Source organism: Saccharopolyspora sp. NPDC049426 (assembly GCF_040676935.1).
In the GTDB taxonomy this organism is placed as follows: domain Bacteria; phylum Actinomycetota; class Actinomycetes; order Mycobacteriales; family Pseudonocardiaceae; genus Saccharopolyspora.
This window is the reverse complement of record NZ_JBFAPZ010000027.1, coordinates 1-24,948: the sequence shown is the minus strand read 5'-3', so window position 1 is coordinate 24,948 and position 24,948 is coordinate 1. Positions and strand designations below refer to the sequence as shown.

26 protein-coding genes and 1 pseudogene are annotated in these 24,948 nt (G+C 70.6%); 13 read left to right on the top strand and 14 right to left on the bottom strand.

Annotation, left to right across the window (positions count from 1 at the left end):
• The 3 genes and pseudogenes from AB0J78_RS33005 to AB0J78_RS32995 form a co-directional block, all read left to right on the top strand.
• Positions 1-126, top strand: a pseudogene (locus AB0J78_RS33005) ((2Fe-2S)-binding protein); the annotation flags it as partial.
• A 161-nt stretch (positions 127-287) separates the two neighbouring features.
• A complete protein-coding gene (locus tag AB0J78_RS33000; RefSeq protein WP_363795930.1) occupies positions 288-764 on the top strand; it encodes a hypothetical protein in 477 nt (158 codons plus the stop codon).
• Complete coding sequence (locus AB0J78_RS32995) at positions 749-1,243, top strand: copper resistance CopC family protein (RefSeq protein WP_363795928.1); 495 nt, start codon at positions 749-751, stop codon at positions 1,241-1,243. Before AB0J78_RS33000 ends, AB0J78_RS32995 begins: the two co-directional genes overlap by 16 nt.
• 135 nt (positions 1,244-1,378) lie before the next feature.
• Here the strand turns inward: AB0J78_RS32995 and AB0J78_RS32990 are convergent, their stop codons facing one another.
• Complete coding sequence (locus tag AB0J78_RS32990; protein ID WP_363795926.1) at positions 1,379-2,500, bottom strand: glycerate kinase; 1,122 nt, start codon at positions 2,498-2,500, stop codon at positions 1,379-1,381.
• 17 nt (positions 2,501-2,517) lie between these two features.
• Complete coding sequence (locus AB0J78_RS32985) at positions 2,518-3,318, bottom strand: TIM barrel protein (RefSeq protein WP_363795924.1); 801 nt, start codon at positions 3,316-3,318, stop codon at positions 2,518-2,520.
• Between the two features lie 64 nt (positions 3,319-3,382).
• Between AB0J78_RS32985 and AB0J78_RS32980 the strand changes: the two genes are divergently transcribed.
• The 7 genes from AB0J78_RS32980 to AB0J78_RS32950 all read left to right on the top strand — a co-directional run bounded on the left by AB0J78_RS32980 (position 3,383) and on the right by AB0J78_RS32950 (position 8,736).
• On the top strand, positions 3,383-3,631 hold the full coding sequence (locus tag AB0J78_RS32980) for a thiamine-binding protein (protein WP_363795922.1): 249 nt from the start codon (positions 3,383-3,385) through the stop codon (positions 3,629-3,631).
• 10 nt (positions 3,632-3,641) lie between these two features.
• Positions 3,642-4,004 carry a helix-turn-helix domain-containing protein gene (locus AB0J78_RS32975; protein ID WP_363795920.1) on the top strand — a complete coding sequence of 121 codons (363 nt, stop codon included), beginning with the start codon at positions 3,642-3,644 and terminating at the stop codon, positions 4,002-4,004.
• Between the two features lie 171 nt (positions 4,005-4,175).
• The gene (uraD, locus tag AB0J78_RS32970) at positions 4,176-4,676 is read left to right on the top strand and encodes a 2-oxo-4-hydroxy-4-carboxy-5-ureidoimidazoline decarboxylase (RefSeq protein WP_363795919.1); all 501 of its coding nucleotides are present in this window, start codon (positions 4,176-4,178) and stop codon (positions 4,674-4,676) included.
• Positions 4,673-5,017 (top strand): hydroxyisourate hydrolase, encoded by a 345-nt coding sequence (uraH, locus tag AB0J78_RS32965; RefSeq protein ID WP_363795917.1) that lies wholly within the window; start codon positions 4,673-4,675, stop codon positions 5,015-5,017. The genes uraD and uraH overlap by 4 nt, the downstream gene beginning before the upstream one ends.
• A gap of 3 nt (positions 5,018-5,020) precedes the next feature.
• Positions 5,021-5,911, top strand: coding sequence for a factor-independent urate hydroxylase (pucL, locus tag AB0J78_RS32960; RefSeq protein WP_363795915.1), 891 nt, complete (start codon positions 5,021-5,023; stop codon positions 5,909-5,911).
• A 264-nt stretch (positions 5,912-6,175) separates the two neighbouring features.
• The gene (locus AB0J78_RS32955) at positions 6,176-7,507 is read left to right on the top strand and encodes a nucleobase:cation symporter-2 family protein (RefSeq protein WP_363795913.1); all 1,332 of its coding nucleotides are present in this window, start codon (positions 6,176-6,178) and stop codon (positions 7,505-7,507) included.
• Between the two features lie 173 nt (positions 7,508-7,680).
• Positions 7,681-8,736: a S8 family serine peptidase gene (locus AB0J78_RS32950; RefSeq protein ID WP_363795911.1), complete on the top strand. Its 1,056-nt coding sequence runs from the start codon at positions 7,681-7,683 to the stop codon at positions 8,734-8,736.
• A gap of 246 nt (positions 8,737-8,982) precedes the next feature.
• Here the strand turns inward: AB0J78_RS32950 and AB0J78_RS32945 are convergent, their stop codons facing one another.
• Positions 8,983-9,198: a hypothetical protein gene (locus tag AB0J78_RS32945; RefSeq protein WP_363795909.1), complete on the bottom strand. Its 216-nt coding sequence runs from the start codon at positions 9,196-9,198 to the stop codon at positions 8,983-8,985.
• Between the two features lie 35 nt (positions 9,199-9,233).
• Here AB0J78_RS32945 and AB0J78_RS32940 point away from each other — a divergent pair, with 35 nt between their 5' ends.
• Positions 9,234-10,148: a serine/threonine-protein kinase gene (locus AB0J78_RS32940; RefSeq protein ID WP_363795907.1), complete on the top strand. Its 915-nt coding sequence runs from the start codon at positions 9,234-9,236 to the stop codon at positions 10,146-10,148.
• A gap of 108 nt (positions 10,149-10,256) precedes the next feature.
• Here the strand turns inward: AB0J78_RS32940 and AB0J78_RS32935 are convergent, their stop codons facing one another.
• From AB0J78_RS32935 to aceB, 5 genes are all read right to left on the bottom strand, one after another.
• The gene (locus AB0J78_RS32935; protein ID WP_363795905.1) at positions 10,257-10,574 is read right to left on the bottom strand and encodes a hypothetical protein; all 318 of its coding nucleotides are present in this window, start codon (positions 10,572-10,574) and stop codon (positions 10,257-10,259) included.
• A gap of 74 nt (positions 10,575-10,648) precedes the next feature.
• Positions 10,649-11,698 (bottom strand): alcohol dehydrogenase catalytic domain-containing protein, encoded by a 1,050-nt coding sequence (locus AB0J78_RS32930; RefSeq protein WP_363795903.1) that lies wholly within the window; start codon positions 11,696-11,698, stop codon positions 10,649-10,651.
• Between the two features lie 132 nt (positions 11,699-11,830).
• On the bottom strand, positions 11,831-12,532 hold the full coding sequence (locus AB0J78_RS32925) for a protein phosphatase 2C domain-containing protein (protein ID WP_363795901.1): 702 nt from the start codon (positions 12,530-12,532) through the stop codon (positions 11,831-11,833).
• 312 nt (positions 12,533-12,844) lie between these two features.
• The gene (locus AB0J78_RS32920) at positions 12,845-14,017 is read right to left on the bottom strand and encodes an aldolase (protein ID WP_363795899.1); all 1,173 of its coding nucleotides are present in this window, start codon (positions 14,015-14,017) and stop codon (positions 12,845-12,847) included.
• A gap of 136 nt (positions 14,018-14,153) precedes the next feature.
• Positions 14,154-15,740 carry a malate synthase A gene (gene aceB / locus AB0J78_RS32915; protein ID WP_363795897.1) on the bottom strand — a complete coding sequence of 529 codons (1,587 nt, stop codon included), beginning with the start codon at positions 15,738-15,740 and terminating at the stop codon, positions 14,154-14,156.
• Between the two features lie 227 nt (positions 15,741-15,967).
• On the opposite strand from aceB, the gene AB0J78_RS32910 reads away from it, so the two are divergent.
• A complete protein-coding gene (locus tag AB0J78_RS32910) occupies positions 15,968-16,741 on the top strand; it encodes an IclR family transcriptional regulator (RefSeq protein ID WP_363795895.1) in 774 nt (257 codons plus the stop codon).
• Positions 16,742-16,802: 61 nt separating this feature from the next.
• Here the strand turns inward: AB0J78_RS32910 and AB0J78_RS32905 are convergent, their stop codons facing one another.
• From AB0J78_RS32905 to glmS, 6 genes are all read right to left on the bottom strand, one after another.
• Positions 16,803-17,444, bottom strand: a complete 642-nt coding sequence (locus AB0J78_RS32905) for a hypothetical protein (RefSeq protein ID WP_363795893.1) — start codon at positions 17,442-17,444, stop codon at positions 16,803-16,805.
• A complete protein-coding gene (tsaE, locus tag AB0J78_RS32900) occupies positions 17,441-17,914 on the bottom strand; it encodes a tRNA (adenosine(37)-N6)-threonylcarbamoyltransferase complex ATPase subunit type 1 TsaE (protein WP_363795891.1) in 474 nt (157 codons plus the stop codon). Before tsaE ends, AB0J78_RS32905 begins: the two co-directional genes overlap by 4 nt.
• Positions 17,911-19,005: an alpha/beta hydrolase gene (locus tag AB0J78_RS32895; RefSeq protein WP_363795889.1), complete on the bottom strand. Its 1,095-nt coding sequence runs from the start codon at positions 19,003-19,005 to the stop codon at positions 17,911-17,913. Before AB0J78_RS32895 ends, tsaE begins: the two co-directional genes overlap by 4 nt.
• Positions 19,006-19,132: 127 nt before the next feature.
• Positions 19,133-20,284, bottom strand: coding sequence for an alanine racemase (gene alr / locus AB0J78_RS32890; RefSeq protein WP_363795887.1), 1,152 nt, complete (start codon positions 20,282-20,284; stop codon positions 19,133-19,135).
• Between the two features lie 134 nt (positions 20,285-20,418).
• A complete protein-coding gene (locus AB0J78_RS32885) occupies positions 20,419-21,942 on the bottom strand; it encodes an NAD(P)H-hydrate dehydratase (RefSeq protein ID WP_363795932.1) in 1,524 nt (507 codons plus the stop codon).
• Positions 21,943-21,984: 42 nt separating this feature from the next.
• Positions 21,985-23,847 carry a glutamine--fructose-6-phosphate transaminase (isomerizing) gene (gene glmS / locus AB0J78_RS32880; protein ID WP_363795885.1) on the bottom strand — a complete coding sequence of 621 codons (1,863 nt, stop codon included), beginning with the start codon at positions 23,845-23,847 and terminating at the stop codon, positions 21,985-21,987.
• A gap of 176 nt (positions 23,848-24,023) precedes the next feature.
• Here glmS and AB0J78_RS32875 point away from each other — a divergent pair, with 176 nt between their 5' ends.
• Positions 24,024-24,857, top strand: a complete 834-nt coding sequence (locus AB0J78_RS32875; RefSeq protein WP_363795883.1) for a dienelactone hydrolase family protein — start codon at positions 24,024-24,026, stop codon at positions 24,855-24,857.
• Positions 24,858-24,948 lie beyond the last annotated feature (91 nt).

Sequence of the window (24,948 nt, the reverse complement as noted above, 5' to 3'; positions counted from 1 at the left end):
GTCGCGCTGATCAACGAGACCAGCGAGCCGACCGACGCGGACATCGACAAGATCGAGAACGTCTGCCGCTGCGGCACCTACGGCCGGATCCGCCAGGCGATCAAGCAGGCCGCCGAGAACATGTGAGCCCGTGGCCGGGCGGGGACCGCTCCGCCCGGCCACGAGGCAGGGAAGCAGTTCGAAGAGAAGTTGATGAGGGCATGACACTTCGCAAGTCTTTCGCCGCCGGGCTCGTCGCCTGCGCGGCTGTTTCCGCGTGCGGCGGTGGTTCTTCCGAGGACCACAGCATGCACATGCAGCACGGCGGCGGCCATCAGCCCGGTGGCGGCATGCAGATGAACATGGGCGACGCCAACGCGACTCCCGCCAAGGACGTGCAGGGCGCGCAGCTGCGCACCAACCCGTTCACGCTGCTGCCCACCCGTCCGCCGGGCACCGATCAGGCCGCGGGCACCGCGTGGCTGGCGATCCACCCGGGCGGCACGACGGTCACGCTGGAGATGACCGGCCTGGCGCCGAACGGGGAGTACATGGCCCACGTGCACGCCAAGCCGTGCGCGGAGGAGGCCGGCGGTGAGCACTTCAAGTTCGACCCCGCCGGGTCGGAGATGCCGCCGAACGAGATCCACCTGGCGTTCACCGCTGACGCCACCGGTCGCGGCTTCATGACCGCCGAGAACGACAAGCCGGCCGAGGCCGCCAAGTCGCTCGTGGTCCACCCGGCCGAGTTCACCGACAACCGAATCGCATGCGCCGACCTCTGAGCACCACCGTCGGTGCGGTTCTGAGCGCGTTGCTGGTCCTGCTGGGCGCGGGCACCGCGTTCGCGCACAGCGGGCTCAACTCCGCTTCCCCCGGCCCGGGTGAGACCGCCCAGGCCGGGGTGGACCGCATCGAGATGGACTTCGCGGGAGCCCTGGACGAGTCGAAGCCGCCGCAGATCGAGGTGAAGGATCCTTCGGGAACCGATCACGTCTCGGGTGAGGCGGACGTCGACGGCAACCACGTGACCGTCCACATCGAAGCGCTGAAACCCGGTCTGCACACGGTGAAGTACCAGACCGTCTTCGACGACGGCCACAGCACCGAGGGCGGGTTCTACCTCAACGTCGCCCCGGCTCCGCCGGGTGAGTCCGGCAGCGGCAGCTACATGCTGTGGCTGAGCGTCGGCGGTGGCGCGGTGATCGTCGTGCTGCTGATCGTGGTGGTCGCCCTGATCCCGCGACGGTCAGAGTCGGAGTAGCACCAGCACCACGAGAACGTCCCCCTCCCACGTTCACCTGGGAGGGGGACGTTTTCGAATTTCGCGCAAAATTCGAGGCTCGGTTTCGGGCTCGAATTTCGCGCGAAGTTCGAATCCCATCTCGAAAGCCGCTGATCAGAGGTGGTTCTCGGCCAGCGTTGCTGCGAGGGTCGTCAGGATGGGGGCCGGGTCGGCCATGCAGCGATGCGGGTCGGGTTCGACGTCGAGGAGGGCGTAGGCCGCGTCGATCCCCGCCTCCGCCAGCCGCTCCCGGGTGAGATCGCAGCGGCCCGCGATGGCGATGACCGGGATTCCCGCTTCGATGGCTCGGGCCGCGACCCCGGCCGGTGCCTTGCCGTGCAGGGTCTGCTCGTCCAGCGCGCCTTCGCCGGTGATGACCAGGCCCGCGCCGTCGAGCTGGGAGTGGAAGCCGACGAGGTCGAGGACGACGTCCACGCCGGGCCGCATCGTCGCGCCCAGCGCCGCCAGAGCCGCGAAACCGACTCCGCCGGCCGCGCCCGCGCCAGGCTGCTCGGCGACGTCGCGTCCGCCTGCGTCCCGCATGACCTGCGCGTACCGGGCCAGAGCGGCGTCGAGGAGCTCCACCTGCTCGGGGTTCGCGCCCTTCTGCGGGCCGTAGACGTGGGCGGCGCCGTTCGGTCCGGTGAGCGGGTTGTTCACGTCGGACGCGAGGATCAGCTCGACCTCACCGATCCTGGGGTCCAGCCCGGACAGGTCGATCTCGCCGACGTTGGCCAGCGGGCCGCCGCCGGGTGCGACCGGATTCCCGTTCACGTCCAGGATTTTCACGCCGAGGACGGTGAGCAGCCCGGCACCGCCGTCGGTGCAGGCGCTGCCGCCGACACCGAGCACGATCCGCCGGGCACCGGTGCTCAGCGCCGCCAGCAGCGCCTCGCCGGTCCCGTCGCTGGAGGCGCCGAGGGCGTCGAGGTCGTCGGGGTCGAGCAGCGCGAGGCCGGAGGCGGAGGCGAGTTCGACGACGGCGGTCTCCCCGTCGTAGGCGATCTCGGTGTCCACCGGGTACCCGGTGGGGCCGCTGACCGGCACGGTCATCCGGGCGTACCCGGCGGCCAGAGCGGCGTCGACGGTGCCGTCACCGCCGTCGGCGACGGGGGCGAGCCGCAGCTCCAGGTCGGGGCGCGCCTGGCGCAGCCCGGCGGCGACCGCCTCGGCCACTTCCGGGGCGGTGAGGGTGCCTTTGAACTTGTCCGGTGCGATGAGGACGGGGCCGGGCAACGTGACGCCTCCTTGGTTCAGCTCGCGATCCAGCCGAAGGATTCGGTGCTGGCGCCGCTGGGTTTGTATTCGAGTCCGATGTGGCCGGTGTAGCCGACCTCGTCGAGTCTGCTGAAGTAGTGCGCGAAGTCGATCGATCCGGTGCCGGGTTCCCCGCGTCCCGGCGAGTCGGCGATCTGCACGTGCCCGATCGCTTCCGGGCGTCGGTCGAGCACCGAGTTCGGATCGTCGCCGTTGGTGACCAGGTGGTACAGGTCGAACAGCAGGTGGACGTCGTCCACCTCGCCCGCCTCGCGCACCCGGTCGACGACGGCGAGCCCGTCGGCGGCGGTCCGCAGCGGATAGCTCGGGATCCCGCTGACCGGCTCGATGAGAACGGTACCGCCGATCCGGGCGACGGCGCGGGCGGCGCGCACCAGGCTCTCTGTTGCCGCCTCGTCCTGGGCGCGCGGGTCCACGCCGTCGATGCGGTTGCCGTAGAGCGCGTTGAACGCGCGGCAACCGAGGCGCTCGCCGATCTCGCAGAGCACGTCGATGTTGGCCGCGAACTGCCCGGCCCGGTCCGGATCGGACAGCACTCCTCGCTCACCCGCGGCGAGGTCGCCGCCGTAGAAGTTCAGTCCTACCAGCGACACACCTGCGTCGTCGATGGCCCGGATGAACTTCTCCACGTCGGCTTCGGCGGGCACGGCGGTCTCGAACGGCCACCAGAACTCCACGCGGTCGAACCCCGCGGCCTTGGCGGCGGCCGGTCGTTCCAGCAGATCCAGCTCGGTGAACAGGATCGACAGATTGACGTCTAATCGGTCGGTCTTCATCGGCTTCCCGTCTGGGTCGTGGTTGCACGCGGACGCTACCGTCTCGGTCAGGGAGGTCGGTCCGATGATGCTGCGCGCAGAGTTCACCACGGAACCGTTCGAGGGCGAGGGCGAGCCACCGGCGCACGCGCTGGCGGCCCGGGACTGCCTGCTGGCGGCGGGCCTGGATCCGGACTTCGGCCCGCTGGGCACGGCGATCAGCGGCGACCGCGAACAGCTGCTGCCCGCGCTGGCGGAGGTGCTGGACAAGGCGCTGGCGGCGGGAGCGAGCCGGATCACCCTGCAGGTCACCGCCGAGGACGACCGGGTCTAGGCTGGTCACGATGCATCCGCTGGCCAACGCGATCGCCCCGCTGCTGGAACACATCGGGGCCACAACCGTGCCCGTGGACCAGCGGGAACCGGGCGACATCGTGCTGAACTGGGAAGGTTCTCCGGCGGTCGCCGTGCGCGTGCCGGGACAGGAGCTCACCAGCGCCCTGGACCGCCTGATCCGCGAGGTGGAGTCCGAGCTCGGCGCGAAGCTGCCCGACCTGCCCCGCCCGGAGAAGCAGAAGGCCGTCCGGCTGCTGGAGGAGCGCGGCGCGTTCAGCATGCGCAAGTCCGTCGAGACCGTCGCCAAGGCCCTCGGCGTCAGCCGCTTCACGGTGTACAACTACCTCAACCGCGACCAGGCGCGGGACTGACCTCACGCCTGCCGCTCAACTCCCATGGCAGTGCTGACCTGGCTCTTTCAACAAACTGTTGACACCCCGTCGGGGTGGTCGTAGCTTTTTGCGCACCGGACCGGACCTGCGGTCACCGAGTTCTCTCGGCACGATCGAACCGGCATGTGAACCACTTCAGCGGAGAAGCGCATGGCTACCACCACCGGTGTGCGACGGCTCAACGAATCACCTCGGGCCGAACTCATCGACAGGCTGCTGAACTGCCTGGACATCACCCGATGGGCGGCTGACATCGCCGATGCGCGCCCCTTCGCCGACGCCGAGGCCGTGCAGCGGACCGCCGCGAACGCCGCCCCGGACCTCACCGACTCGGAGATCTTCCAGGCCCTGGCCGCTCACCCCCGCATCGGCGAACGACCCGCCGACACCGGCCGCGGCGCCGAGTTCTCCCGCCGCGAGCAGGCCGGGGTCAGCGACGACCTCGCCGAGGAGCTGCGGGCCGCCAACCTGGAGTACGAACGCCGCTTCGGGCACGTCTACCTGGTGTGCGCCAGCGGCCGCAGCGGCGAGGAGCTCCTGGAGATCCTGCGCTCCCGGCTGGACAACAAGCCCGACGACGAGCTGCGCATCGTCGACTCCGAACTCCGCAAGATCGCCGCGCTGCGGCTGGCGAAAGTGATCGAACCATGAGCGCTGTGACCACCCACGTCCTCGACGCCGCCCTGGGCAAGCCCGCAGCGGGCGTCGCCGTCCGACTGGAGACCGCCGACGGGGAACCCCTGCCGGGCGGAGCTCCGTCGGCGACCGGCCGGACCGACGCCGACGGCCGCTGCCGCGACCTCGGTCCCGACCGCCTCGACGCGGGCGACTACCGGCTGACCTTCGACACCGGCGCGTACTTCGACCAGCGAGGAACCGCCGCGTTCTACCCGGAGGTGTCCATCACCTTCCGGATCACCGATCCCGAGCAGCACCACCACGTTCCACTGCTGCTGAGCCCGTTCGCCTACTCCACCTATCGAGGGAGCTGAATCATGGGCATCTCCATGGGCCCGAACCAGTACGGCAAGGCCGAGGTCCGCATCGTCACCGTGGACCGCTCGACGCCGCGCCACTCCATCAAGGACCTCAACGTCAGCACCTCGCTGCGCGGCGACCTCGACGAGGTGCACCTGTCCGGCGACAACGCCAGGGTGCTGCCGACCGACACGCAGAAGAACACCGTCTACGCCTTCGCCAAGCAGCAGCCGATCGGTGAGATCGAGGACTTCGCGCTCCGGCTGGGCAGGCACTTCGTGTCCTCCGCCGAGGGCATCAACGGCGCGCGGATCCTCATCGACGAGTACGGCTGGCAGCGGATCCCCGTCGAGGGCACCGGTCACGACCACTCGTTCTCCCGGGCGAGCGACGAGAAGCGCACGACCGCGGTCACCATCGACGGCGACCAGGCGCACGTGGTCTCGGGGCTGAAGGACCTGGTGGTCCTCAAGTCGACCGGCTCGGAGTTCTGGGGCTACCCGAAGGACCAGTACACGACGTTGGCCGAGACCACCGACCGGATCCTGGCGACCGCGGTCACCGCCCGCTGGCGCTACCTGCACACCGACGTGGACTGGGCCAAGAGCTTCGAGTCCGTCCGCGCCACGATGCTGGAGGCCTTCGCCACCACGCACAGCCTCGCCCTGCAGCAGAGCCTCTACGAGATGGGCAAGGCCGCGCTGGAGGCGCACCCGGAGCTGGCCGAGGTCCGGCTCTCGCTGCCGAACAAGCACCACTTCCTCGTCAACCTCTCGCCCTTCGGGCTGGAGAACGACAACGAGGTCTTCTTCGCCGCCGACCGCCCCTACGGCCTCATCGAGGGCGTCGTCCGCCGCGACGACGTCGATGACGCGCCGATGGCGTGGTACAGCACCGCGGAGTTCTGAGAACTCCCCGCTGACGGGATCGCCGTGCGCAGCGGTGCGGGCTGCGGTCGTGGTGCCCACGACTCGCGGCCACGCCGCTCGCCCAACGCGGATCCGTCGAAATCCCCTGAAGATGAAGGCGTTCCTGGTGGGACGCCCGGTCCATCGTGCCCAAAAGTCCATCGTGGACCGAAATAGCGTTGCAACACAACGAAAACCGGGAAAGAACAACTCGTGCCGATAGTGACGTGACGACGTAGCCCTGCGGGTTTGGGAGCGAAGAACATGGCCACAACCGACAGCACCACGCACCCGTGCGACGAGGTGCTACCGCCAACCCGGATGATCGCCTTCGGCATCCAGCACGTCGCGGCGATGTACGCCGGCGTCGTGGCACCACCGCTGATCGTCGGCGAGGCCATCGGGCTTCCACCGCTGCAGATGACGTTGCTGATCGGCGCGAGCCTGTTCACCGCAGGCCTGGCCACCGCCTTGCAGGCACTGGGGGTGTGGAAGATCGGCGCCCGGATGCCGTTCGTCAACGGTGTGACGTTCGGGTCCGTGGCGCCGATCCTCGCCATCGTCGCCCAGCAGAGCGGATCGCAGAATCCGCTGTCGGTGGTCTACGGCTCCGTGCTCATCGCCGGAGTGCTGGCGTTCATCGCCGCGCCGTACTTCTCCCGGCTGGTGCGGTTCTTCCCACCGGTGGTCAACGGCACCGTGATCACCCTGATCGGGCTGTCGCTGATGCCGGTGGCGATCAAGTGGATCGCCGGGCAGGACAGCGACGCCCCCGACTACGCGGCACCGCAGAAGGTCCTGCTCGGCGCGGTCACCTTCGTGCTGGTGCTGCTGTTCAACCGCTTCCTCACCGGCTTCCTCAACCGGATCGCGCTGCTCATCGGCCTGCTCGTGGGCAGCCTCATCGCCTGGCCGATGGGCCTGGTCGACACCTCGACCTTCGAATCGGCGCCGCTGTTCAACCTCCCGGTGCCCTTCGAGCTCGGGGCGCCGGCGTTCAGCCTCACCGCCACGCTGTCGATCTGCATCGTGATGCTGGTGGCGATGATGGAGAGCACCGCCGACATGATCGCGCTCGGCGAGATCGTCGACCGGCCCGCCGACGAGAAGACCATCGCCGCCGGCCTTCGAGCCGACGGCGCGGGCAGCGCCATCTCGGCGGTCTTCGGCGGATTCACCTGCAGCGCGTTCGCGCAGAACATCGGCCTGGTCGCGCTGACCGGCGTGCGCAGCCGGTTCGTGGTCGCCACCGGCGGCGGCGTGCTGGTGCTGCTGGGCCTGTTCCCGGTCGCAGGCGCCGTGGTCTCGCTGGTGCCGCAACCTGTGCTCGGCGGCGCCGCGCTCGTGCTGTTCGGATCGGTTGCCACCAGCGGCATCCGCACCCTGAGCAAGGCCGGTCTCGGCGACCCGCACAACGCGCTGATCGTGGCGGGAGCGCTCGGCATCGGGCTGATCCCGGTCGTGGCGCCCTCGTTCTACGACCACTTCCCCGAGGCGCTGCGCACCGTTCTCGACTCCGGGATCAGCACCGGCTGCATCGCGGCCCTGCTGCTGAACCTGCTGTTCAGCAAGCCGCGCGAACCGCACATGTCGTAATCGCGGGGCTGCGACCGCTTTTCGAACTCACCTAATTGGAATGATCACATTCCGCATTGCTCCGGCCGAAGGAACTTGGCTCGGTGAACGGTCCAATCCCGGTTGCGAGTGAAACTATTCGCCGACCGGCTCGTTGATCCGCCGAACGCCGAGCCAACCCAATGGGAGTCGCAATGCGCATGCGGACCCTGGTCACCGCGAGCCTGGTCGGCTTATCGCTGGTGGCAACGCAAGCGAGTGCCGGCGCCGCCGCCGGTGACCCGCTGATCGACAAGCAGTGGGGCTTGCAGCAACTGCACGCGCCAGAAGCCTGGGCCGGCAGCACCGGCGGAGGGCAGACCATCGCCGTCGTGGACACCGGCCTTGACCTCGGACATCCCGAGTTCAGCGGCAAACTCGTCCCCGGCGCCACCTTCTCCTGCGGCGGAGCACCGGGGCCGTGCGGCAACGGTGACTGGACCGGTGCCGACGGCCTCGGCCAGGAATCCGACGTGCACGGCACGCACGTCGCCGGAATCGCGGCGGCCGCCGCCGGCAACGGCGTCGGCATCGCCGGCGTCGCGCCGGACGCCAAGATCATGCCGATCAAGGCGCTGGAGAACGGCTCGGGCACGTTCGAGGAGATCGGGGCGGGCGTTCGCTTCGCCGCCGATCACGGTGCGAACGTCATCAACCTGAGCCTGGGCGCCCAGCCCGGCATCCAGGTCCTGACCCTGCTGGGCCTGCAGGCGGCCACCAAGGAGGCCATCGCCTACGCCCGCGAGAAGGGCGTCGTCGTGGTGGCGTCGGCGGGCAACGAGACCGCGCCGCTGTGCGACACCCCGTCCTGGGAGGAGGGCGCGCTGTGCGTCGCGGCGACCGACGCCGACGAGATGCACGCGGTGTACTCCAACCTCGGCGTCAAGCTCAACCTGCGGGCGGTTTCCGCCCCGGGCGGTTCGTCGCTGGGCGACTGCGACGGCGACGTCTGGTCCAGCGTCCCCCGCGGGATGGGCAGGCCGGAGTGCGGTCAGGCCGACTACGACGCCCTCGCCGGGACGTCGATGGCCGCCCCGCAGGTCGCCGGGGTCGCCGCGCTGCTGGGCGCGCAAGGACGTGACGCCGCCGGTGTCGAGGACGCGCTGATCTCCACCGCGCGCACCCCGATCGCCGGTCTGCGCGGGGTGTACAACCCGGTGTACGGCTACGGCGTCGTCGACGCCGCGGCCGCCGTCGCGTCCCAGGGCTGAGCCCGGAGACCCGGAATACCGCAGTATTCGGGTCCCCGATTACTGCGGTATTCGGGTCCCGTCCAGGCCGGGGGCCGGGTTGGGCTGAAGTTCTCCTTCGAACCGCGGCTGGTGATGGCATTCGCCATTACCAGCCGCGGTTCTTCATCCGCTGCGTGAAGCCCTTTTCATCCGAAACAGGTCGCATCGGCCACTCGATCTACGGAACAATGGTCTGATGGGCTGCCCCCGCGGTGGCCCGAATGATCACCGGACCTTCGGGAGCGCGCAGTGGACCTTTCCAAGCTTTTCCAGATGGTGTCCCCGGCGAAACAGCACCATTCGCGCGGCAGCAGCGACCACCACCGCCGACACCGCGACAGCAGCGACCACCGCCGCCGGCGGGACAGCAGCGACGACCACCGCCGTCGCCGTCGCGACAGCAGCGACCACCGACGTCGTCGCGACAGCAGCGACGACCACCGCCGTCGGCACCGCAGTCACAGCTGACCGCAGCGGTGCTGACAGATTCGTTGACCTCGTCCTACTACTTCGGCGAACCGGAGCAGAGCTGGGGACCGCCCGGAGCGCCGCTGGCGCCCGGCGACACCCTCGCCTCCGGCTACCGGATCGTCGACCACCTGCGGCGCGGTAGCCGGCTCGACGTCTACGACGTGTGGAGCGAGCAGCGGTCCTGCCGCTGCATCGCCAAGACGATCAGACCGGAGCGCGCCGCCGACGAACGCGCGATCGCCTGGCTCCGCAACGAGGGCGTGCTGCTGACCCAGCTCACCCACCCGCACCTGCTGCGCGGCTACGAGATCGTGCGCACCGCCGAGCCCGAACGCCCGGCGGTGATCACCGAAACCCTGCCCGGCCACACCCTCAGCTACCTGATCGCCGAGCTGGGCAGGCTCCGCCCGGTCGACGCGGCGGTGCTCGGCATCCAGCTGTGCTCGGCGCTGCACTACCTGCACGGGCACGGCTGGGTGCACCTGGACGTGAAACCGTCCAACGTCGTCGAGATCGGTGGCCGCGCGGTGCTGCTGGACCTGAGCCTGGTGTGCCGGATCGGCGAGAAGAGCTCGGCGGGCACGTTCGACTACCTCTCGCCGGAACAGGCCAGGGGTGAGCGCATGTCTCCCGCAGCGGACGTCTGGGGGCTCGGCGTGACGCTGTACGAGGCGCTGTCGGGCACCACGCCGTGGGCGTCGGCCTCGCACCGCGAACGCACCGGCGGCGGCAGCCGTCACTACCCGCAGCGCGACGAGCGGGCCGCACCGCTGCGCACCCACCGGCGGCTGCCCGCGGCGCTCTCGCGCACCGTGGACGAGTGCCTGACGCCGGATCCCAAGTCCCGGCCGAGCGTCGCGGACGTCTCCGCGAAGCTGGTGTCCTGGTCGGGCATGGATCCCCGCTCGGTCGGCGCCTAGGAGAAGCAGTTCAGGAATCGCTTTGCCTGGCGGTGCCAGCGGCAGAACCTGCGGCGGTGCGAGCTGAGTCCCACACCTGAAACCGCGGCTCCGCCGCTTCTCAAAGCCTCACCGGCGTCGCCGGAAGGCGATGGCGCAGGCCACCACGGCTGTCGCCAGCGCGAGCTGACCGCCCCACACGATCCGGTTGACGTTCACCGCCGGGTGCCAGGAGACCGTCCCGTCGGCGGCGAGGGAGAACGCGCCGATCGCGCGCGCACGCACTCCACCGCCGCCTCCGGTGTCGTCGCCCTGTCCGCCCCAGCCCCCGCCGAGCTGCACCTCGCCGACGGGGACGAGCGTGGTGTCGCCCTGGCTGACGGGCTCACCGAAGATCTGGTGATCGCCCAGCTGGTCCTTGAGCTTGTCGAGCGCGTCCTGTTCCATCTCCGGTCCCTTCCACGACGTCCGATCACAGTCTGCCGCGACCGCGCGATCGGTGGTGGACGAACGCCGCTGGATCAGAACCGGATGACCTGGCGCATGGCCCGACCCGAGGCGAGCTCGTCCATGGCGTGGTTGATGCCCTCGAGGCCGATGCTGCCGGAGACCAGCTCGTCGACGGGGAGCTTCCCGGCGCGCCAGAGCTCGGCGTACTCCGGGATGTCCTGCTGCGGCAGGCCGGTTCCCAGGAACGAGCCGATGATCGTGCGGGTCTCGCTGACCAGCGCCAGCGGCGAGATGCTGGCCCGCGCGTCGGGCGAGGGCAGGCCGACCGAGACCGTCCGCCCGGCGGGTGCGGTCACCTGCACGGCGGTCTCGAACGCTCGGGCGTTGCCGCTGGCGTCGATCACCACGGCGCTGCGGCTCCCGCTGTCGACGGCCTCGTCCGGCGTGAGCGCCTTGGTCGCGCCCAGCTCCAGGCCGCGTTCGCGCTTGCTCTGGAGGGGGTCGACGACGGTGACGCTGCCCGCGCCGAGGGCCTTGGCCACCAGCACCGCGGCCATGCCGACACCGCCGATGCCGACGACCGTCACGTCCTCACCGGGTTGCAGCGCTGCCGCGTTCTTCACCGCTCCACCGCCGGTGAGCACGGCGCAGCCGAGCAGCGCACCGATGTCCGGCGGCACGTCGTCGGGCACCGGGACCAGCGAGTGGCGGTCGACCACGGCGTGCGTGGCGAAGCCGGAAACCCCGCAGTGGTGGTGCACTTCGCGTCCGTCCCAGCTCAGCCGGCGCTCGCCGGACAGCAGGGTTCCGGCTCCGTTGGCGGCCCACCCGGGCGTGCACAGCCGCTTGCCGCCCGCTTGGCACGCCTCGCACTCCTCGCAGCGCGGCACGAAGAACAGAACGACCCGCTGACCGGCGGAGACATCGGTGACGCCGGGTCCGACTCGCTCGACGCGGCCGCACGCCTCGTGCCCCAGCAGCATCGGGACCGGCCGCACCCTGTTCCCGTCCACAACGGACAGATCGGAGTGGCAGACCCCGGCGGCCTCCATCCGCACCAGCAGTTCGCCCGGACCGGGCTCACCGAGCTCGACCTCGGTCACCGCAATCGGTTTCGTCATCTCCCACGGTCCCGAACGACCGCACTCCTGCAGAACCGCACCCCGAATTTCCATGACCTCCATCCCCACACACCGAACCCGCGAGAGCAAGCCCCGGGCCCGCATCGCGTGGGAGAGCGAGCTGCGGTGCCGCTAGCTGACGTCGAGGACGAGGGCCGTGACGTTGTCGTCGGCGTCGGCAGCGAGAGCGGCCTCCACCAGCAGGTCGCAGATCCGCTGCGGGTCGGCGTCGGCGCCCAGGAGTTCCCGGAGATCGTCGTCCTCCAGGGCGTTGAACAGGCCGTCGGTGCACAGCAGCAGGCGGTCCTCGGCTTCGGCGGACAGCTCGGCGTGGTCGATCTCGACCTCGGGCCCGACGCCGACGGCCCGGGTCAGCACGTGCCGGTGCGGGTGGTTGCGCGCGTCGTCGTCGCTGACCTCGCGGCTGCGCAGCAGCTCGGCGAGCACCGTGTGGTCGGCGGTGAGCTGCGCGAGCTCCCCGCCGCGCAACCGGTACAGCCGGGAGTCGCCGATGTTGACCGCGACGGCACCCGCGTCGGTGGTCATGGCCACGGCCACCAGGGTGGTGCCCATCGACGTTCCGTCCGCGTTGGCGCGCAGCCACACGGCCTCGTTCGCCGCGCGCGCCGCCCCGAGCAGCCCGGCGACCGTGCGGTCGGCGGCGTAGGCGCTCTCCAGGGTGTCGAGGGCGAGCCTGCTGGCGACGTCGCCGTTGACGAATCCCCCGATGCCGTCGGCGACCGCGAACAGCCCTTCGGCGACGAGCATGGAGTCCTGGTTGTTGTCCCGGCCGCCGACGTGCGTCGCGGCTCCGGACAGCAGAGTGCTGGTCACAGCGGTTCCCTTCCTCGGAAGGTCCCCTGGCGTGGTGTCGGCGACAGGGCCGCGCGGGCGTCGGCCAGGGCTTTCCGACGCTCCTCCGAGGACTCCGCGAGCTCGCGGTCCCGGCGTTCTCACGGTGTCAACGCTGGGATCGGCGAAGTAGTTCACGAAGTCGTCGACGCAGTCAACAACGCCAAGGCCGTTCGATGGGGCAGATCGCTCCGCGAGTCGGGCAGTTTTGGTCCGAACCGACCGATGTTGATCAAACCGCCCTCCACCGCGAAGCTCCCGGCGCGACGCGCGGCGCCGCGCCGGGAGCGCGGGTCAGAGGCGGCCGAGAGCCCGGAGGTCGGCTTCCGGGAGACCGGTGAGGACCTTGACCTCGTCGGCGTCGGTGGCGCCGTTGTCGAGCGCCCGGACGAAGGAGGCCGCCAGCGCGCGGGCGGTGGCCGGTTCGTCGAGGACCTCGGCGGAACCGGTGCCGGTGTAGGCCGCCAGCCGCGCCGCTTCGGCGGGTGCCGAGTCGCGGAAGGCCGCGAAGACCGCCGCGTAGCGGGTCACCAGCTGCGCCGGGTGCAGGTCCCAGCCCTGGTAGAAGCCGTGCGCCAGCGAACGCCGCACCAGCTCGTAGTGGGTCTGCCAGCCCTTGACGACCTGGTCGCCCACCGGCAGCACGTTGGTGGAGCCGTCGGAGAGGAACACTCCCGTGCCCGCTGCGGCCACCTGCATGGCGTGCCGCGCGTAGTCGCAGGCGCGGTGCGCGAGGTGCTGGTGGGCGGCGGTGAGACCGCAGGACGCCGTGTAGTCGTAGGTCCCGAAGTGCAGCCCGGTGACCCGGCCCGTCCCGGCGCGCAGGAAGCGCGGCAGCGCGAACCGACCCTCGGAGTCCACGATGGACTGCGTGGTCTCCACCTGGATCTCGAAGCGCAATGCGCCTTCGTCGAGCCCGAACCGCTGCTCCAGCAGCCCGAGGATCTCCACGAAGACCTCGACCTGCGCGACGTCGACGACCTTCGGGAAGGTCAGCACGAACCCGTCCGGGACACCACCGGTCCGGGCCAGCAGCGCGGTCAGGAAGACGTCGAGCGTGCGCACCGAGCGCTCGCGCAGCTCGGGCGTGTCGTAGGACTTCACCCGCAGCCCGAAGTTCGCCGGGGCCACGCCGTCCCGCAGCCAGTCGGCCACGACACCGGCGGTGCGCACGGCGTCGTCGTCTTCGGCGTCGGCGCGGTAGCCGTCCTCGAAGTCGATCCGCAGGTCCTGGACCGGAGAACCGGCCAGCTTCGCCCGCACCCTGGGGTGCACGGCCTCGGCGATCTCCGGAGTCAGGCCCAGGATCTCGGCCAGCCGGGACGGAGTGGCCGCGTGCTCGTCGAGCGCCGCCAGCGCCTGGTCGGACCAGGACCGCAGCACGGTCGCGTCCACCCGGTCCGCGGGCACGTAGCAGGTGTGCACCGGTTGCAGGTCGGATCTGGCGCCGGGGTAGGTCCGCGCCATGTGATCGTCCACAGTGGATAAACGCGCGAGTCGTCGAGCGACCTCAGCGGAGTCCAACGAGGTTTCAGCCACTTGCACCCTCCCAATAGACCAAAGCGGGGGCGCCGGAGTTCTCCGGCACCCCCGCGATGACGAATCAGTCGATCTGCTCGTAAGCGGGCAGCGTCAGGAAGTCGACGAACTCGTCGGCCACCGCCACCTGCTCGAACAGCTCAACCGCGCTGGAGAGGTTCTCGGTCGGGAAACCGGCCTCCCCGCGCAGCGCCTTCTCCGTGTCAGCCAGGACCTCCCGCACCAGCTCCAGGGTGACCGTCTGGCCGTCGGCCAGCTGCACGTTGTTGTGCAGCCACTGCCAGATCTGCGAACGCGAGATCTCGGCGGTCGCGGCGTCCTCCATGAGGTTGTGGATCGCCGCCGCGCCGTTGCCGCCGAGCCAGGACACGATGTAGCGGACGCCGACGTCCACCGCGCCGCGCAGGCCGTCGATGGTCTTGTCACCGGGGGTCTCCGAGACCGCGAGCAGCTGGTCGGCGGTGACGGTGACGTCGTCGCGCTTGCGCTCGATCTGGTTCGGCTTGTCGCCGAGGACCGCGTCGAACTCCTCGAAGCAGATCGGCACCAAGCCCGGGTGCGCGACCCACGAACCGTCGAAACCGTCGCCGGCCTCGCGCTTCTTGTCGGCGTGGACCTTCTCCATCGCCGCCGCGTTGGAGTCGTCCTTGGTCGGGATGAACGCGGCCATGCCGCCGATGGCGAACGCACCGCGCTTGTGGCAGGTACTCACCAGCAGCTCGGTGTAGGCGCGCATGAACGGCGCGGTCATGGTCACCGCGTTGCGGTCCGGCAGGACGTACTTGTCGGAATCGCGGAAGGTCTTGATGACGCTGAACAAGTAGTCCCAGCGACCGGCGTTGAGACCCGCGGAGTGGTCGCGCAGCTCGTAGAGGATCTCCTCCATCTCGAACGCGGCCGGGTAGGTCTCGATCAGCACCGTGGCGCGCACCGAGCCGTGCGGGATGCCCAGCTCCTTCTGCGCGTGGGTGAACACCTCGTTCCACAGCCGCGCTTCGAGGTGGCTCTCCATCTTCGGCAGGTAGAAGTACGGGCCGCTGCCGCGGTTGATGAGCTCACGGGCGTTGTGGAAGAAGTGCAGGCCGAAGTCGACCAGCGCGGCCACGACCGGCTTGCCGTCGACCTCGATGTGCTTCTCGTCGAAGTGCCAGCCGCGCGGGCGCACCAGCGGCACCGCGTGGGTGACGTCGTCGCGCAGCGTGTAGGACTTGCCGCCCGGGACGTGCAGCTCGATCTGCTTGCGGACGAGGTCGTAGAGGTTGACCTGACCGGAGACGACGTTGTCCCAGTGCGGGGTGTTGGCGTCTTCGAGGTCGGCCAGCCAGATCTTGGCGCCGGAGTTCAGCGCGTTGATGGCCATCTTGCGGTCGGTCGGGCCGGTGATCTCCACGCGGCGGTCGGCGATGTCGGCCGGCGGCGCGGCGACCTGCCAGTCACCCTCGCGGACGTGCTTGGTCTCCTCGAGGAAGTCCAGGCGTCCCTTCTCAGCGGCCTCCGCGCGACGCTGCTTGCGGCGTTCGAGCAGCTCATCGCGCCGCGCGCCGAAAGCGCGCTGCAAGCCGGCCACGAACTGCAGCGCCTCGGCGGTGAGGATCTCATCGCCGCGCTCGACGGCGCCGCCGAGGACCTTCACCCCTGCCGTTTCGGACATGAATCGTCCACCTCTTTCTGCTGCCGGATTTCAGACGGTGGCTGATGGCTCACCTTGCCGCGTGACGAGCCGGCGCGCACCCGCGAGCAGGTTCGTCACAAGCGAAGAACATCCACATGAAATTCTGCATCGTGGATGTTAGTTTCCACATAGCGTCGAAAGCAACATGAGCTGGCGCACGCACCACGAACTAGACTTCGACTGGATCCGGGAGAGGGAGTTCTGCGATGACCACTGGCCCACGGCGGGCGAACCAGGGCGGCGGGGTGCAGTCGGTCGAGCGCACCTTCGAGCTCCTGGAACTGATGGCCGATGCCGGCGGTGAGGTCGCGCTGTCCGATCTCGCGGAGCGGTCCGGTCTGCCCCTGCCGACCATCCACCGCATCATCAGGACCCTGGTGAACAGCGGTTACGCCCGGCAGCAGCCCTCGCGGCGGTACGCGCTGGGACCGCGGCTGATCCGGTTCGGCGAGACCGCCAGCCGCGCGCTGGGCTCCTGGGCGCGGCCGTACCTGGCGGAGCTGACCGAGGTCACCGGCGAATCGGCGAACATGGCCGTGCTCGACGGCGCGCAGATCGTCTACGTCGCCCAGGTCCCCTCGCCGCACTCGATGCGGATGTTCACCGAGGTCGGGCGCCGGGTCGACGCCCACGCCACGGCCGTGGGCAAGGCGGTCATGGCCACGATGCCCAGCGACGAGGTCACCCAGTTGCTGTCCCGCACGGCGATGCACCCGCAGACCGAGCGCACCATCACCGACGTCGAGGCGATGCACGAGGAGCTCGGCCGCATCCGCAAGCAGGGCTACGCCATCGACGACGGCGAGCAGGAGGTCGGCGTCCGCTGCTACGCGGTGGCGGTCCCGGGCGCCCCGGCGGGCGCGGGCATCTCCATCTCAGGCCCGGAAGGCCGCATGACCCGGATCACCACCGACGAGGTCATCCCGCTCATGCAACGCCTCGCCAAGGACCTCTCCACCGAGCTCAGCGCCACCGCCTGACCGCGGTTCCCCTCCCGGACTCACCGACGCCAAGTCACCTCATCGAGCGGTGTTCCGGATTTCAGTGGAAATCGGACCCCTGATTTCCACTGAAATCCGTACCCCGATTTCCACTGAAATCGCGGCGACGGCGGAACCACCAGAGCAGGCCGAGGACCGCCGCGGCGAGGGCAACGAGGGGAAGACCGAGGAGCCCGACGGCGGTGTGGACCCGGGTGTACGCCTCACCGGACCAGGCGCCGAGGAGGGTGAGACCGGTGCCCCAGAGCGCGCCCACCGGGGTGTTGCAGGCCGTGAAGTGCAGGTGGGGCATGCCCGAGCGGGCCGCCAGCCGTGGCACGAGGGTCCGGACCACCGCGAAGCACTGGGAGATCGCGGTGGTCGGCTTGGCACGTCCGTCCATCGCGGACTCGATGCGCTTCATGCGCTGCTCACCGACCCGGTCGACCAGGAGCCGGTTCAGCGCACCGGGATGGGCGCCCCGGAAGAAGCCGTGCTGGCAGCCGGCGATGGTGGCCAGCGACGCGGTCAGCGCCGCCGCCCAGACGGGCAGCGCCCCCTGCCCGGCGAGCCAGCCCAGCGCCAGCACCGTCCCCGATCCCGGCAGGAAAACACCGATGAGCAGACCGGATTCGGCGAACAGCACCGCGGCGGCGATCGCGAGCGCGAGCAGACCGGGGAACCCGGCCAGGAATTCCGTCACCCGGTGAGCTCGCCCAGCCGCTCCGTCCAACCCTCGCCGTGCGGCTCCAGGGTGAGTTCGCGGACGTCGTCCTCGCGACGCCGCAGCCGCACCATCAGGTGGGTGTCGGAGAGCTGGTCGGCCAAGCCCTCGCCCCACTCCACGACCACGGCCGCGTCGGTGAGGTCGGTGTCCAGGTCGAGGTCGTCGATCTCGTCGATCCCGCCCAGCCGGTAGGCGTCGACGTGCACCAGCGCGGGCCCGTCGCCGTCGGGATGGTGCACGCGGGCGATGACGAACGTCGGCGAGGTGATCCTGCCGGTCACCCCCATGCCTGCCGCGACGCCGCGGGTCAGCACGGTCTTGCCGGCGCCCAGCGGCCCGTCGAGGAGCAGCAGGTCCCCGGCCCGCAGCGCGGCGCCGAGACGGCGGCCGAACTCCAGGGTGTCGGATTCCTGCGGCAGTTCCACGGTTTTCAGCGCGGCGCTCAACTCCCGGTTCCCTTCTTGAACTTCAACCCGGTGGCGCGCCGCAGCATCGCCACGATCTCATCGGTGACCAGCTCGGGGCGTTCGAGCATCACCGGATGCCCGGCGCCTTCGACCTTCACCAGCGTCGCGTCCGGCAGCTCACCGGCGAGCACCTCGGCGTGCGGGGTGAACGGCGTGAGCTTGTCGAGGTCGCCGCTGAGCACCAGCACCTCGCAGGTGTTGAGCGCTGCGAGGGCCTTCTTGCGGTCGTGCAGGCCGATCGTTTCGAGGAAGTCGGTGACGACCTCCACCGTGGTGGCGCCGATCATCTCGGCCATCAGGTCCACCACCGCCGGGGACACCTTGCGGTCCCCGAAGGACAGCGCGCGGATGATGCTCCACGACAACCGGTCGCCCATCTTGCGGGTGCGCTCGACCAGGCCCGGGTTGAGCTCGGACAACAGCGCGAGTCCGCGCGGGACGGGGTTGGCGCGCGACAGCCAGGTGCGCGGCAGTCCCGCTTCGCCGAGCTGACCGGCGGAGGTGCCCACCAGCGCCACCGCGCGGACCCGGTCGGCGAACAACCGGGGGTTCTGCTCGGCCAGCGCCATGATCGTCATGCCGCCCATCGAGTGGCCGACCAGCGCGATCGGGCCGCGCGGGGCCGCGGCGCGCAGGACGGCGTCGAGGTCGCGGCCGAGCTGGTCGATGGTGCTGTTCTTCTTGCTGGAGTGGCCGGAACGGCCGTGGCTGCGGTGGTCGAACAGCACCAGCCGCACCTTGGGTCCGAGCAGCTCGGGCAGGTCGCGGCGCTGGAAGTGCCAGCAGCGGGAGTCCAGCGCGAAGCCGTGCACGAACACCACGGTCAGCGCGGGATCGCCGCCTGCGGCGGGGCCGATCTCCTGCACCGACAGCGGCACGCCGTCGTCGGCGGCGACGGTGGACTGCCGGTCGGGGCGGAGCCTGCCGAGGGGTTCTTCCACGAAGGCGTCCTCACCCTTGCGCTGCACCGCAGCACGCGTGCTGTGCGCGGCCACACCCACGGCGGCGCCGGTGACCGCTGCCCCGATCACCCCGCTCGTCCAGGCCAATGCCTGCCACACCGGTTTCACGTCGCCTCCACTCGGCTCCGGCGGCGGAACGTGAAGATCGTTACAGAACGCAGCCCCGGTTGCCCAGCGCTCTGTGTGCTGCGCCCCACTTCCCGGACGCCGATCTGCGCGAAACGGCCCATTTCGGTCATGTTGACTCCCGTTCCGAGTCCACGACCGTTCTGGTCACCCGCGGCCGGTACATGCCGGTGACGATCTCGTAGTGGATCGTGCCGAGCTCGTCGGCCCACTCGGCGGCGGTCGGCTCTCCTCGATCGCCCGCACCGAAGACGATGACCTCATCACCTTCGGAGACCTCGTCGTCGCCGCAGTCCACCACCAGCTGGTCCATGCACACCCGGCCGCGCACCGGCCGCCGCCTGCCCGCCAGCCACACCTCCATGCGACCGGACAGGGTGCGCGGCACCCCGTCGGCGTAGCCGACCGGGACCAGCGCCAGGTTGGTGGGCGCCGGGGCCGTCCACGAGTGCCCGTAGGAAACGCTCTCGCCGGCGGGAACGCGCTTGGTCAGCGACACCGAGGAGCGGAAGGTCATGGCCGGGCGCAGGTCGTGGTCACCGGCCTGCGGGACCGGGTCGAGGCCGTAGGCGGCGATGCCCGGCCGGACCAGCTCGAAGTGCAGGTCGGGCCGGGTGAGCACGGCGGCGGAGTTGGCCAGGTGCCGGATCGGGTCGAGCCCCGCGGCCCGCGCCTGCTCGTAGGCGCGGTGGAAGCGCTCGGCCTGCATGTCGATGGAGGGGTGGCCGAGCTCGTCGGCGCAGGCCAGGTGCGACCACACGGCTTCGACGCGGACGTGCCCGTCGGCCTCGGCCTTCGCGGCGGCCTCGACCAGCGCGGGCCACAGCTCGGCCGGGCACCCGCTGCGCGCAAGCCCGGTGTCGATCTTGAGGTGGAGCCGCGCGACGCGGTCCCGCGCGGCGGCCGCCGCGACGATGCGGGCCAGCGTGGACTGCGACGACGCGGACAGCTCGATGTCGGCGGCGATGGCGGGGCCGAACTCGTCGGCCTCGGTGAACAACCAGCACAGCACCGGCGCGGTGATCCCGCCTTCGCGCAGCTGGAGCGCTTCCCCGATCGCGGCGACGCCGAGCCGGTCGGCCCCGGCCTGCAGAGCCGCCCTGCCGACGGTGAGCGCGCCGTGGCCGTAGCCGTCGGACTTCACGATCACCATCGTCCGAGCACCGGAAGCTTCGGCACGACCCGCCAGCACCCGAACGTTGTGGCGGATCGCGTCGACGTCGATCCGCAGGTCGGCGCGATGCGCGTGCTGGTCACTCATGGCTGGCCCATGGTCCCACATCCGGCTTCCCACCCTTCGCCCCACACCGCCTTTGCGCAGCTCAACGCACTGACGAGACGCAAGCGAGCGGAAACACCCACGCGACTTCCCACCATCGAGTGATCGACGAGGTGTCAGGAGGGCAGAGCGGCGTCCCGAACCGCTCGGATGGCGTGCGGAACCGCCGCCAGCAGCGCGGAGGCGCCGATGGGCGCTCCGGCCTCGGAGCGAGGTCCGTCACCGGTGCCGCCGTGCGCGGCGAGTTCGGCCGCCAACGAGTGAACGTGGGTGGCATGACCGCAGGCCCGCAGCGGCTCGACACCAGCGGCGAGCAGGGCCGCGATCAGCCCGGTGAGCACGTCCCCGGAGCCCGCCGTGGCGGGCCACGCCTGGCGGGCGTCGTTGACCACGACCCGCCCATCAGGTGCGGCGATGACCGTCGTGTTGCCCTTGAGCAGCAGGAACGCGTCGTAGCGGGCGGCGACCTCGCGGGCGGCCGAGACCCGGTCGACGCCCGGACGTTCACCGGCCAGCCGCGCGAACTCCCCGGCGTGCGGGGTCAGCACCAGCGGAGCGTCGGGATCGCGGGAGTCCCACATGGTCTCGTCATCGGCCAGGATCGTGATCGAGTCGGCGTCGGCGCACACCGGGCGCCCGGACTCCAGGACGAACCGCAGCACGTCACGACCGCTCGCACCGAGCCCGATGCCCGGTCCGACCGCCCACGCCTGCACCCGGCCGGCGTCCCCGACCGAACCGGTGGCCACGACCTCCGGCCAGCGGGCGCGCACCTCGTCGGCGGCGGGACCGGCGTAGCGCACCATCCCCGCGGTGGCCTGCACGGCGGCGCCGGTCGCGAGCACCGCAGCACCCGGGTAGGTCGCCGAACCGGCGGCGATGCCGACGACCCCGGTGCTGTACTTGTCGTCCGCCGGGCCGGGGATCGGCCACTCCTCGCCGATCTCGGCCGCGTCGAGCAGCGCGATCTCCGGTTCGGGCAGCTCCTCGGTGATGCCGATGCCGGCGACGGTGACCTCGCCGGAGTGCACCGCACCGGTCCCGAGCACGTGGCAGGGCTTGAGCCCGCCGAAGGTCACGGTCACATCCGCCGACACCGCAGGCCCGTCCACGGCCCCGCTCACCGGATCGACGCCGCTGGGCAGGTCCACGGACACGATCGGCACGAGCACCCGCCGCACCAGCTCGGCGGCGGTGGGGCGCAACGGCCCGCGCGCCGAGAGGCCCACGATCCCGTCGATGACCAGGTCCGCCCGCTCCAGCGCGTCGGCGGCCTCGGCCCCGATCCCGGAGGTGTCGGCGTTCGCGCCCTCGGCGGCGACGGCCCGGCCTCCCGCGCGGCGGAGCCCCGCGAGCCCGGCCTCGTGGGTCTTGTCCGGTGCCAGCAGCACGGCCGTCACGCCGACCCCGCGCCGACGCAGGAACGCGCCAGCCCACAGGGCGTCGCCGCCGTTGTTCCCGGCCCCGACCAGCAACGCGACCCGCCGACCGGCAACGCCACCGGTCTGGTCGGCCAGCATCCGGGCGCACTGCCCCGCGACCGCGTAGGCGGCCCGGCGCATCACGGCGGGCTCGGGAGTCCGCGCGAACAACCGCTGCTCGGCACCCCGGATCTGGTCAGGAGTCCACACGCCCTGCATCACGAGCCCTCTCGCCGAACGGTCAGCCGTTCCCGGATGGTGTCATTCGACGGTTACGGACTTGGCGAGGTTGCGCGGCTTGTCGACGTCGTAACCGCGAGCGCGCGCGATCTCCGCCGCCAGGACCTGGAGCGGGATCGTGGACACCAGCGGCTGCAGCAACGTCGGCACGGCCGGGATGGTGATGAGTTCGTCGGCGAAGGGCTTGATCTCCTCGTCGCCCTCCTCCGCGATGACGATCGTGCGGGCACCGCGCGCCTGGATCTCGCGGATGTTGGACACCATCTTGGCGTGCAGCAGCGCCCGGCCGGTCGGCGACGGCATCACGATCACGACCGGGAGCTTGTCCTCGATCAGCGCGATCGGGCCGTGCTTGAGCTCGCCGGCCGCGAAGCCCTCGGCGTGCATGTAGGCGAGCTCCTTGAGCTTGAGCGCGCCTTCCAGCGCCACCGGGTAACCCACGTGACGGCCGAGGAACAGCACCGCCTTCGAGTCCGCGAGCTCATGGCCGAGCTTGCGGACCTGGTCGACGGTGGACAGCGTCGCGCGCACGGCCTCGGGCATCGCGGCGAGCTCGTCGAACTCGCGCGCCACCTCGTCGGAGTACTTGGTGCCGCGAGCCTGCGCCAGGGCCAGCCCGACCAGGTAGTTCGCCGCGATCTGCGCGAGGAACGTCTTGGTGGCGGCAACGCCGATCTCCGGGCCCGCGTGGGTGTAGAGCACCGCGTCGGACTCGCGCGGGATCTGCGCGCCGTTGGTGTTGCAGATGGCCAGCACCCGCGCCCGCTGGGTCCGCGCGTGCCGCACGGCCTCCAGGGTGTCGGCGGTCTCGCCGGACTGCGAGATCGCCACCACCAGGGTGTCGCGGCCCAGCACCGGGTCGCGGTAGCGGAACTCGCTGGCCAGCTCGACCTCGACCGGGATGCGGCACCAGTGCTCGATGGCGTACTTGGCCAGCAGTCCCGAGTGGTAGGCGGTGCCGCAGGCGACGATGAACACCTTGGTGATGTCGCGCAGGTCCTGCTCGGTGAGCCGCTGCTCGTCGAGGACGATCTGACCGCCCGCGAAGTGCCCGCGCAAGGTGTCGGCGAGCGCCTCCGGCTGCTCCTCGATCTCCTTGAGCATGAAGTAGTCGTGGCCGCCCTTCTCGGCGGCCGACAGGTCCCAGTCCACGCGGAACGGCTTGGCGTCGACGCCGGTGTTGTCGAAGTCGCTGACCCGGTAGCCGTCGCGGGTGATGGTGACGACCTGGTCCTGGCCGAGCTCCACCGCATCGCGGGTGTGCTCGATGAACGCCGCCACGTCGGAGGCCACGAAGTGCTCGCCCTCGCCGACACCCACCACCAGCGGGGAGGAGCGGCGGGCCGCGACGATCGTGCCCGGTTCGTCGGCGTGCGTCACGACCAGCGTGAACGCGCCTTCGAGGCGTCGCGCCACGGCGCAGACGCTGCCGGTGAGATCGCCGGCGGTCGGTCCTGCCGCGAAGGCGGCGGACACCAGGTGCGCGGCGGTCTCGGTGTCGGTCTCGCTGGCCATCTCGACGCCGTCGGCCTCCAGCTCGGCCCGCAGCGCGGCGAAGTTCTCGATGATGCCGTTGTGCACCACCGCGACCCGGCCCGCCGAGTCCCGGTGCGGGTGGGCGTTGCGGTCGGTGGGTGCACCGTGGGTCGCCCACCGGGTGTGCCCCATGCCGCCGTTGCCCTCGAACCGGGAGCCGTCGCTCTCGGCGAGCTTCTTCTCCAGGTTCGACAGCGCTCCGGCTGCCCGCTCCACCGCGAGGCCGCCCTCACCGTCGAGCAGCGCCACGCCTGCCGAGTCGTAACCCCGGTACTCAAGTCGCCGAAGTCCGCCCAGCACGACTCCCAGCGCCTGGCGATGTCCTACGTAACCCACGATGCCGCACACTCGAGTCAGGGTAGCCATTCCGGCCGAGGGGAACATGACGGAGCCCGGGTGACCCACGTCGCTCCGGCAGGCGCCCGGAACCGCTGAGATCACCCGCCCGGGACCGCGGAGCGAATGGATCACGGGTGCGAGCTCGTGACGCGCGCCTCGGCGTAGATCCGCTACCGTTGTCGACCATGGCGCGCAAAGCCAAGAAGCTGCCCTCCGCGAAGCACGCGTTCGTCGAGCTGTCCCGTCGTGGCCCGCACGACGTGCTGCACGGCGACCTGGCCCTGGTCGGCCTGCCCGGCATCGTCTGCACCCCGCGCACGGGCACCAACCTGCCCGCGGTCGTGTTCGGGCACGGCTTGCTGCAGCCGCCGCACCGCTACCTGGCCCTGATGAGGCACCTGGCCAGCTGGGGGATCGTCGTGGTCTCCCCGGCGACCCACCGCGGCCCGCTGGCCTCCCACCGGCTCTACGCCGAGGACATGCGCACCGCCCTGGACATCGCCACCGGAGTCCGTCTCGGCGACGGCCGGATCAGCGTCGACCCGGACAAGCTCGGCGCGGCCGGTCACGCCATGGGCGGCGGCTGCGCGGTCCTGGCCGCCGCCGAAGACCCGCGCATCAAGGCCGTGGCGACGCTTGCCGCCGCCGAGACCCTCCCGTCGGCCCTCGACGCGGCCGCGAAGGTCAAGGCCCCCGCCTTGCACCTCGCCGCGGGCGAAGACCTGCTGACACCCCCGGTGGCCAACGCCGAACCGATCTCGCGCGCCTGGGGCGGACCGGTGCAGATGCGCACCATCAAGAAGGCCACCCACCTGGGATTCACCGAAGGTGTGCACTGGTCCCAACTCCTGCTGCACGGCAAGCCGGAGTACCACACCCAGCGCATCGCCAAGGGCCTGCTCACGGCGTTCTTCCTCCGCGCCCTCGCCAACGACCGCCGAGGCGACCTCCTGCTCAACGAGAACGTCAAGGGCGCCACCATCGACCAGGTCAACACCCACGGAAAACTCGCCGCCTAGATGAATGATTCCTTGATCTTTAGTGGTCGAAGGCTGTGAATGATCGTTTGCTGGTGGTGCCGGTGGTCCAGTTGTGCCAGATCCCGGTGGT

What these genes read in the sequence shown, in the direction of transcription:
- AB0J78_RS33000 (WP_363795930.1), top strand. Translation starts at nt 288, where the DNA reads ATGCACATGCAGCACGGCGGCGGCCATCAGCCCGGTGGCGGCATGCAG.
- AB0J78_RS32995 (WP_363795928.1), top strand. Translation starts at nt 749, where the DNA reads ATGCGCCGACCTCTGAGCACCACCGTCGGTGCGGTTCTGAGCGCGTTG.
- AB0J78_RS32985 (WP_363795924.1), bottom strand. Translation starts at nt 3,318, where the DNA reads ATGAAGACCGACCGATTAGACGTCAATCTGTCGATCCTGTTCACCGAG.
- AB0J78_RS32980 (WP_363795922.1), top strand. Translation starts at nt 3,383, where the DNA reads ATGATGCTGCGCGCAGAGTTCACCACGGAACCGTTCGAGGGCGAGGGC.
- AB0J78_RS32975 (WP_363795920.1), top strand. Translation starts at nt 3,642, where the DNA reads ATGCATCCGCTGGCCAACGCGATCGCCCCGCTGCTGGAACACATCGGG.
- uraD (WP_363795919.1), top strand. Translation starts at nt 4,176, where the DNA reads ATGGCTACCACCACCGGTGTGCGACGGCTCAACGAATCACCTCGGGCC.
- uraH (WP_363795917.1), top strand. Translation starts at nt 4,673, where the DNA reads ATGAGCGCTGTGACCACCCACGTCCTCGACGCCGCCCTGGGCAAGCCC.
- pucL (WP_363795915.1), top strand. Translation starts at nt 5,021, where the DNA reads ATGGGCATCTCCATGGGCCCGAACCAGTACGGCAAGGCCGAGGTCCGC.
- AB0J78_RS32955 (WP_363795913.1), top strand. Translation starts at nt 6,176, where the DNA reads ATGGCCACAACCGACAGCACCACGCACCCGTGCGACGAGGTGCTACCG.
- AB0J78_RS32950 (WP_363795911.1), top strand. Translation starts at nt 7,681, where the DNA reads ATGCGCATGCGGACCCTGGTCACCGCGAGCCTGGTCGGCTTATCGCTG.
- AB0J78_RS32935 (WP_363795905.1), bottom strand. Translation starts at nt 10,574, where the DNA reads ATGGAACAGGACGCGCTCGACAAGCTCAAGGACCAGCTGGGCGATCAC.
- AB0J78_RS32930 (WP_363795903.1), bottom strand. Translation starts at nt 11,698, where the DNA reads ATGACGAAACCGATTGCGGTGACCGAGGTCGAGCTCGGTGAGCCCGGT.
- AB0J78_RS32920 (WP_363795899.1), bottom strand. Translation starts at nt 14,017, where the DNA reads ATGGCGCGGACCTACCCCGGCGCCAGATCCGACCTGCAACCGGTGCAC.
- aceB (WP_363795897.1), bottom strand. Translation starts at nt 15,740, where the DNA reads ATGTCCGAAACGGCAGGGGTGAAGGTCCTCGGCGGCGCCGTCGAGCGC.
- AB0J78_RS32910 (WP_363795895.1), top strand. Translation starts at nt 15,968, where the DNA reads ATGACCACTGGCCCACGGCGGGCGAACCAGGGCGGCGGGGTGCAGTCG.
- alr (WP_363795887.1), bottom strand. Translation starts at nt 20,284, where the DNA reads ATGAGTGACCAGCACGCGCATCGCGCCGACCTGCGGATCGACGTCGAC.
- AB0J78_RS32885 (WP_363795932.1), bottom strand. Translation starts at nt 21,942, where the DNA reads ATGCAGGGCGTGTGGACTCCTGACCAGATCCGGGGTGCCGAGCAGCGG.
- AB0J78_RS32875 (WP_363795883.1), top strand. Translation starts at nt 24,024, where the DNA reads ATGGCGCGCAAAGCCAAGAAGCTGCCCTCCGCGAAGCACGCGTTCGTC.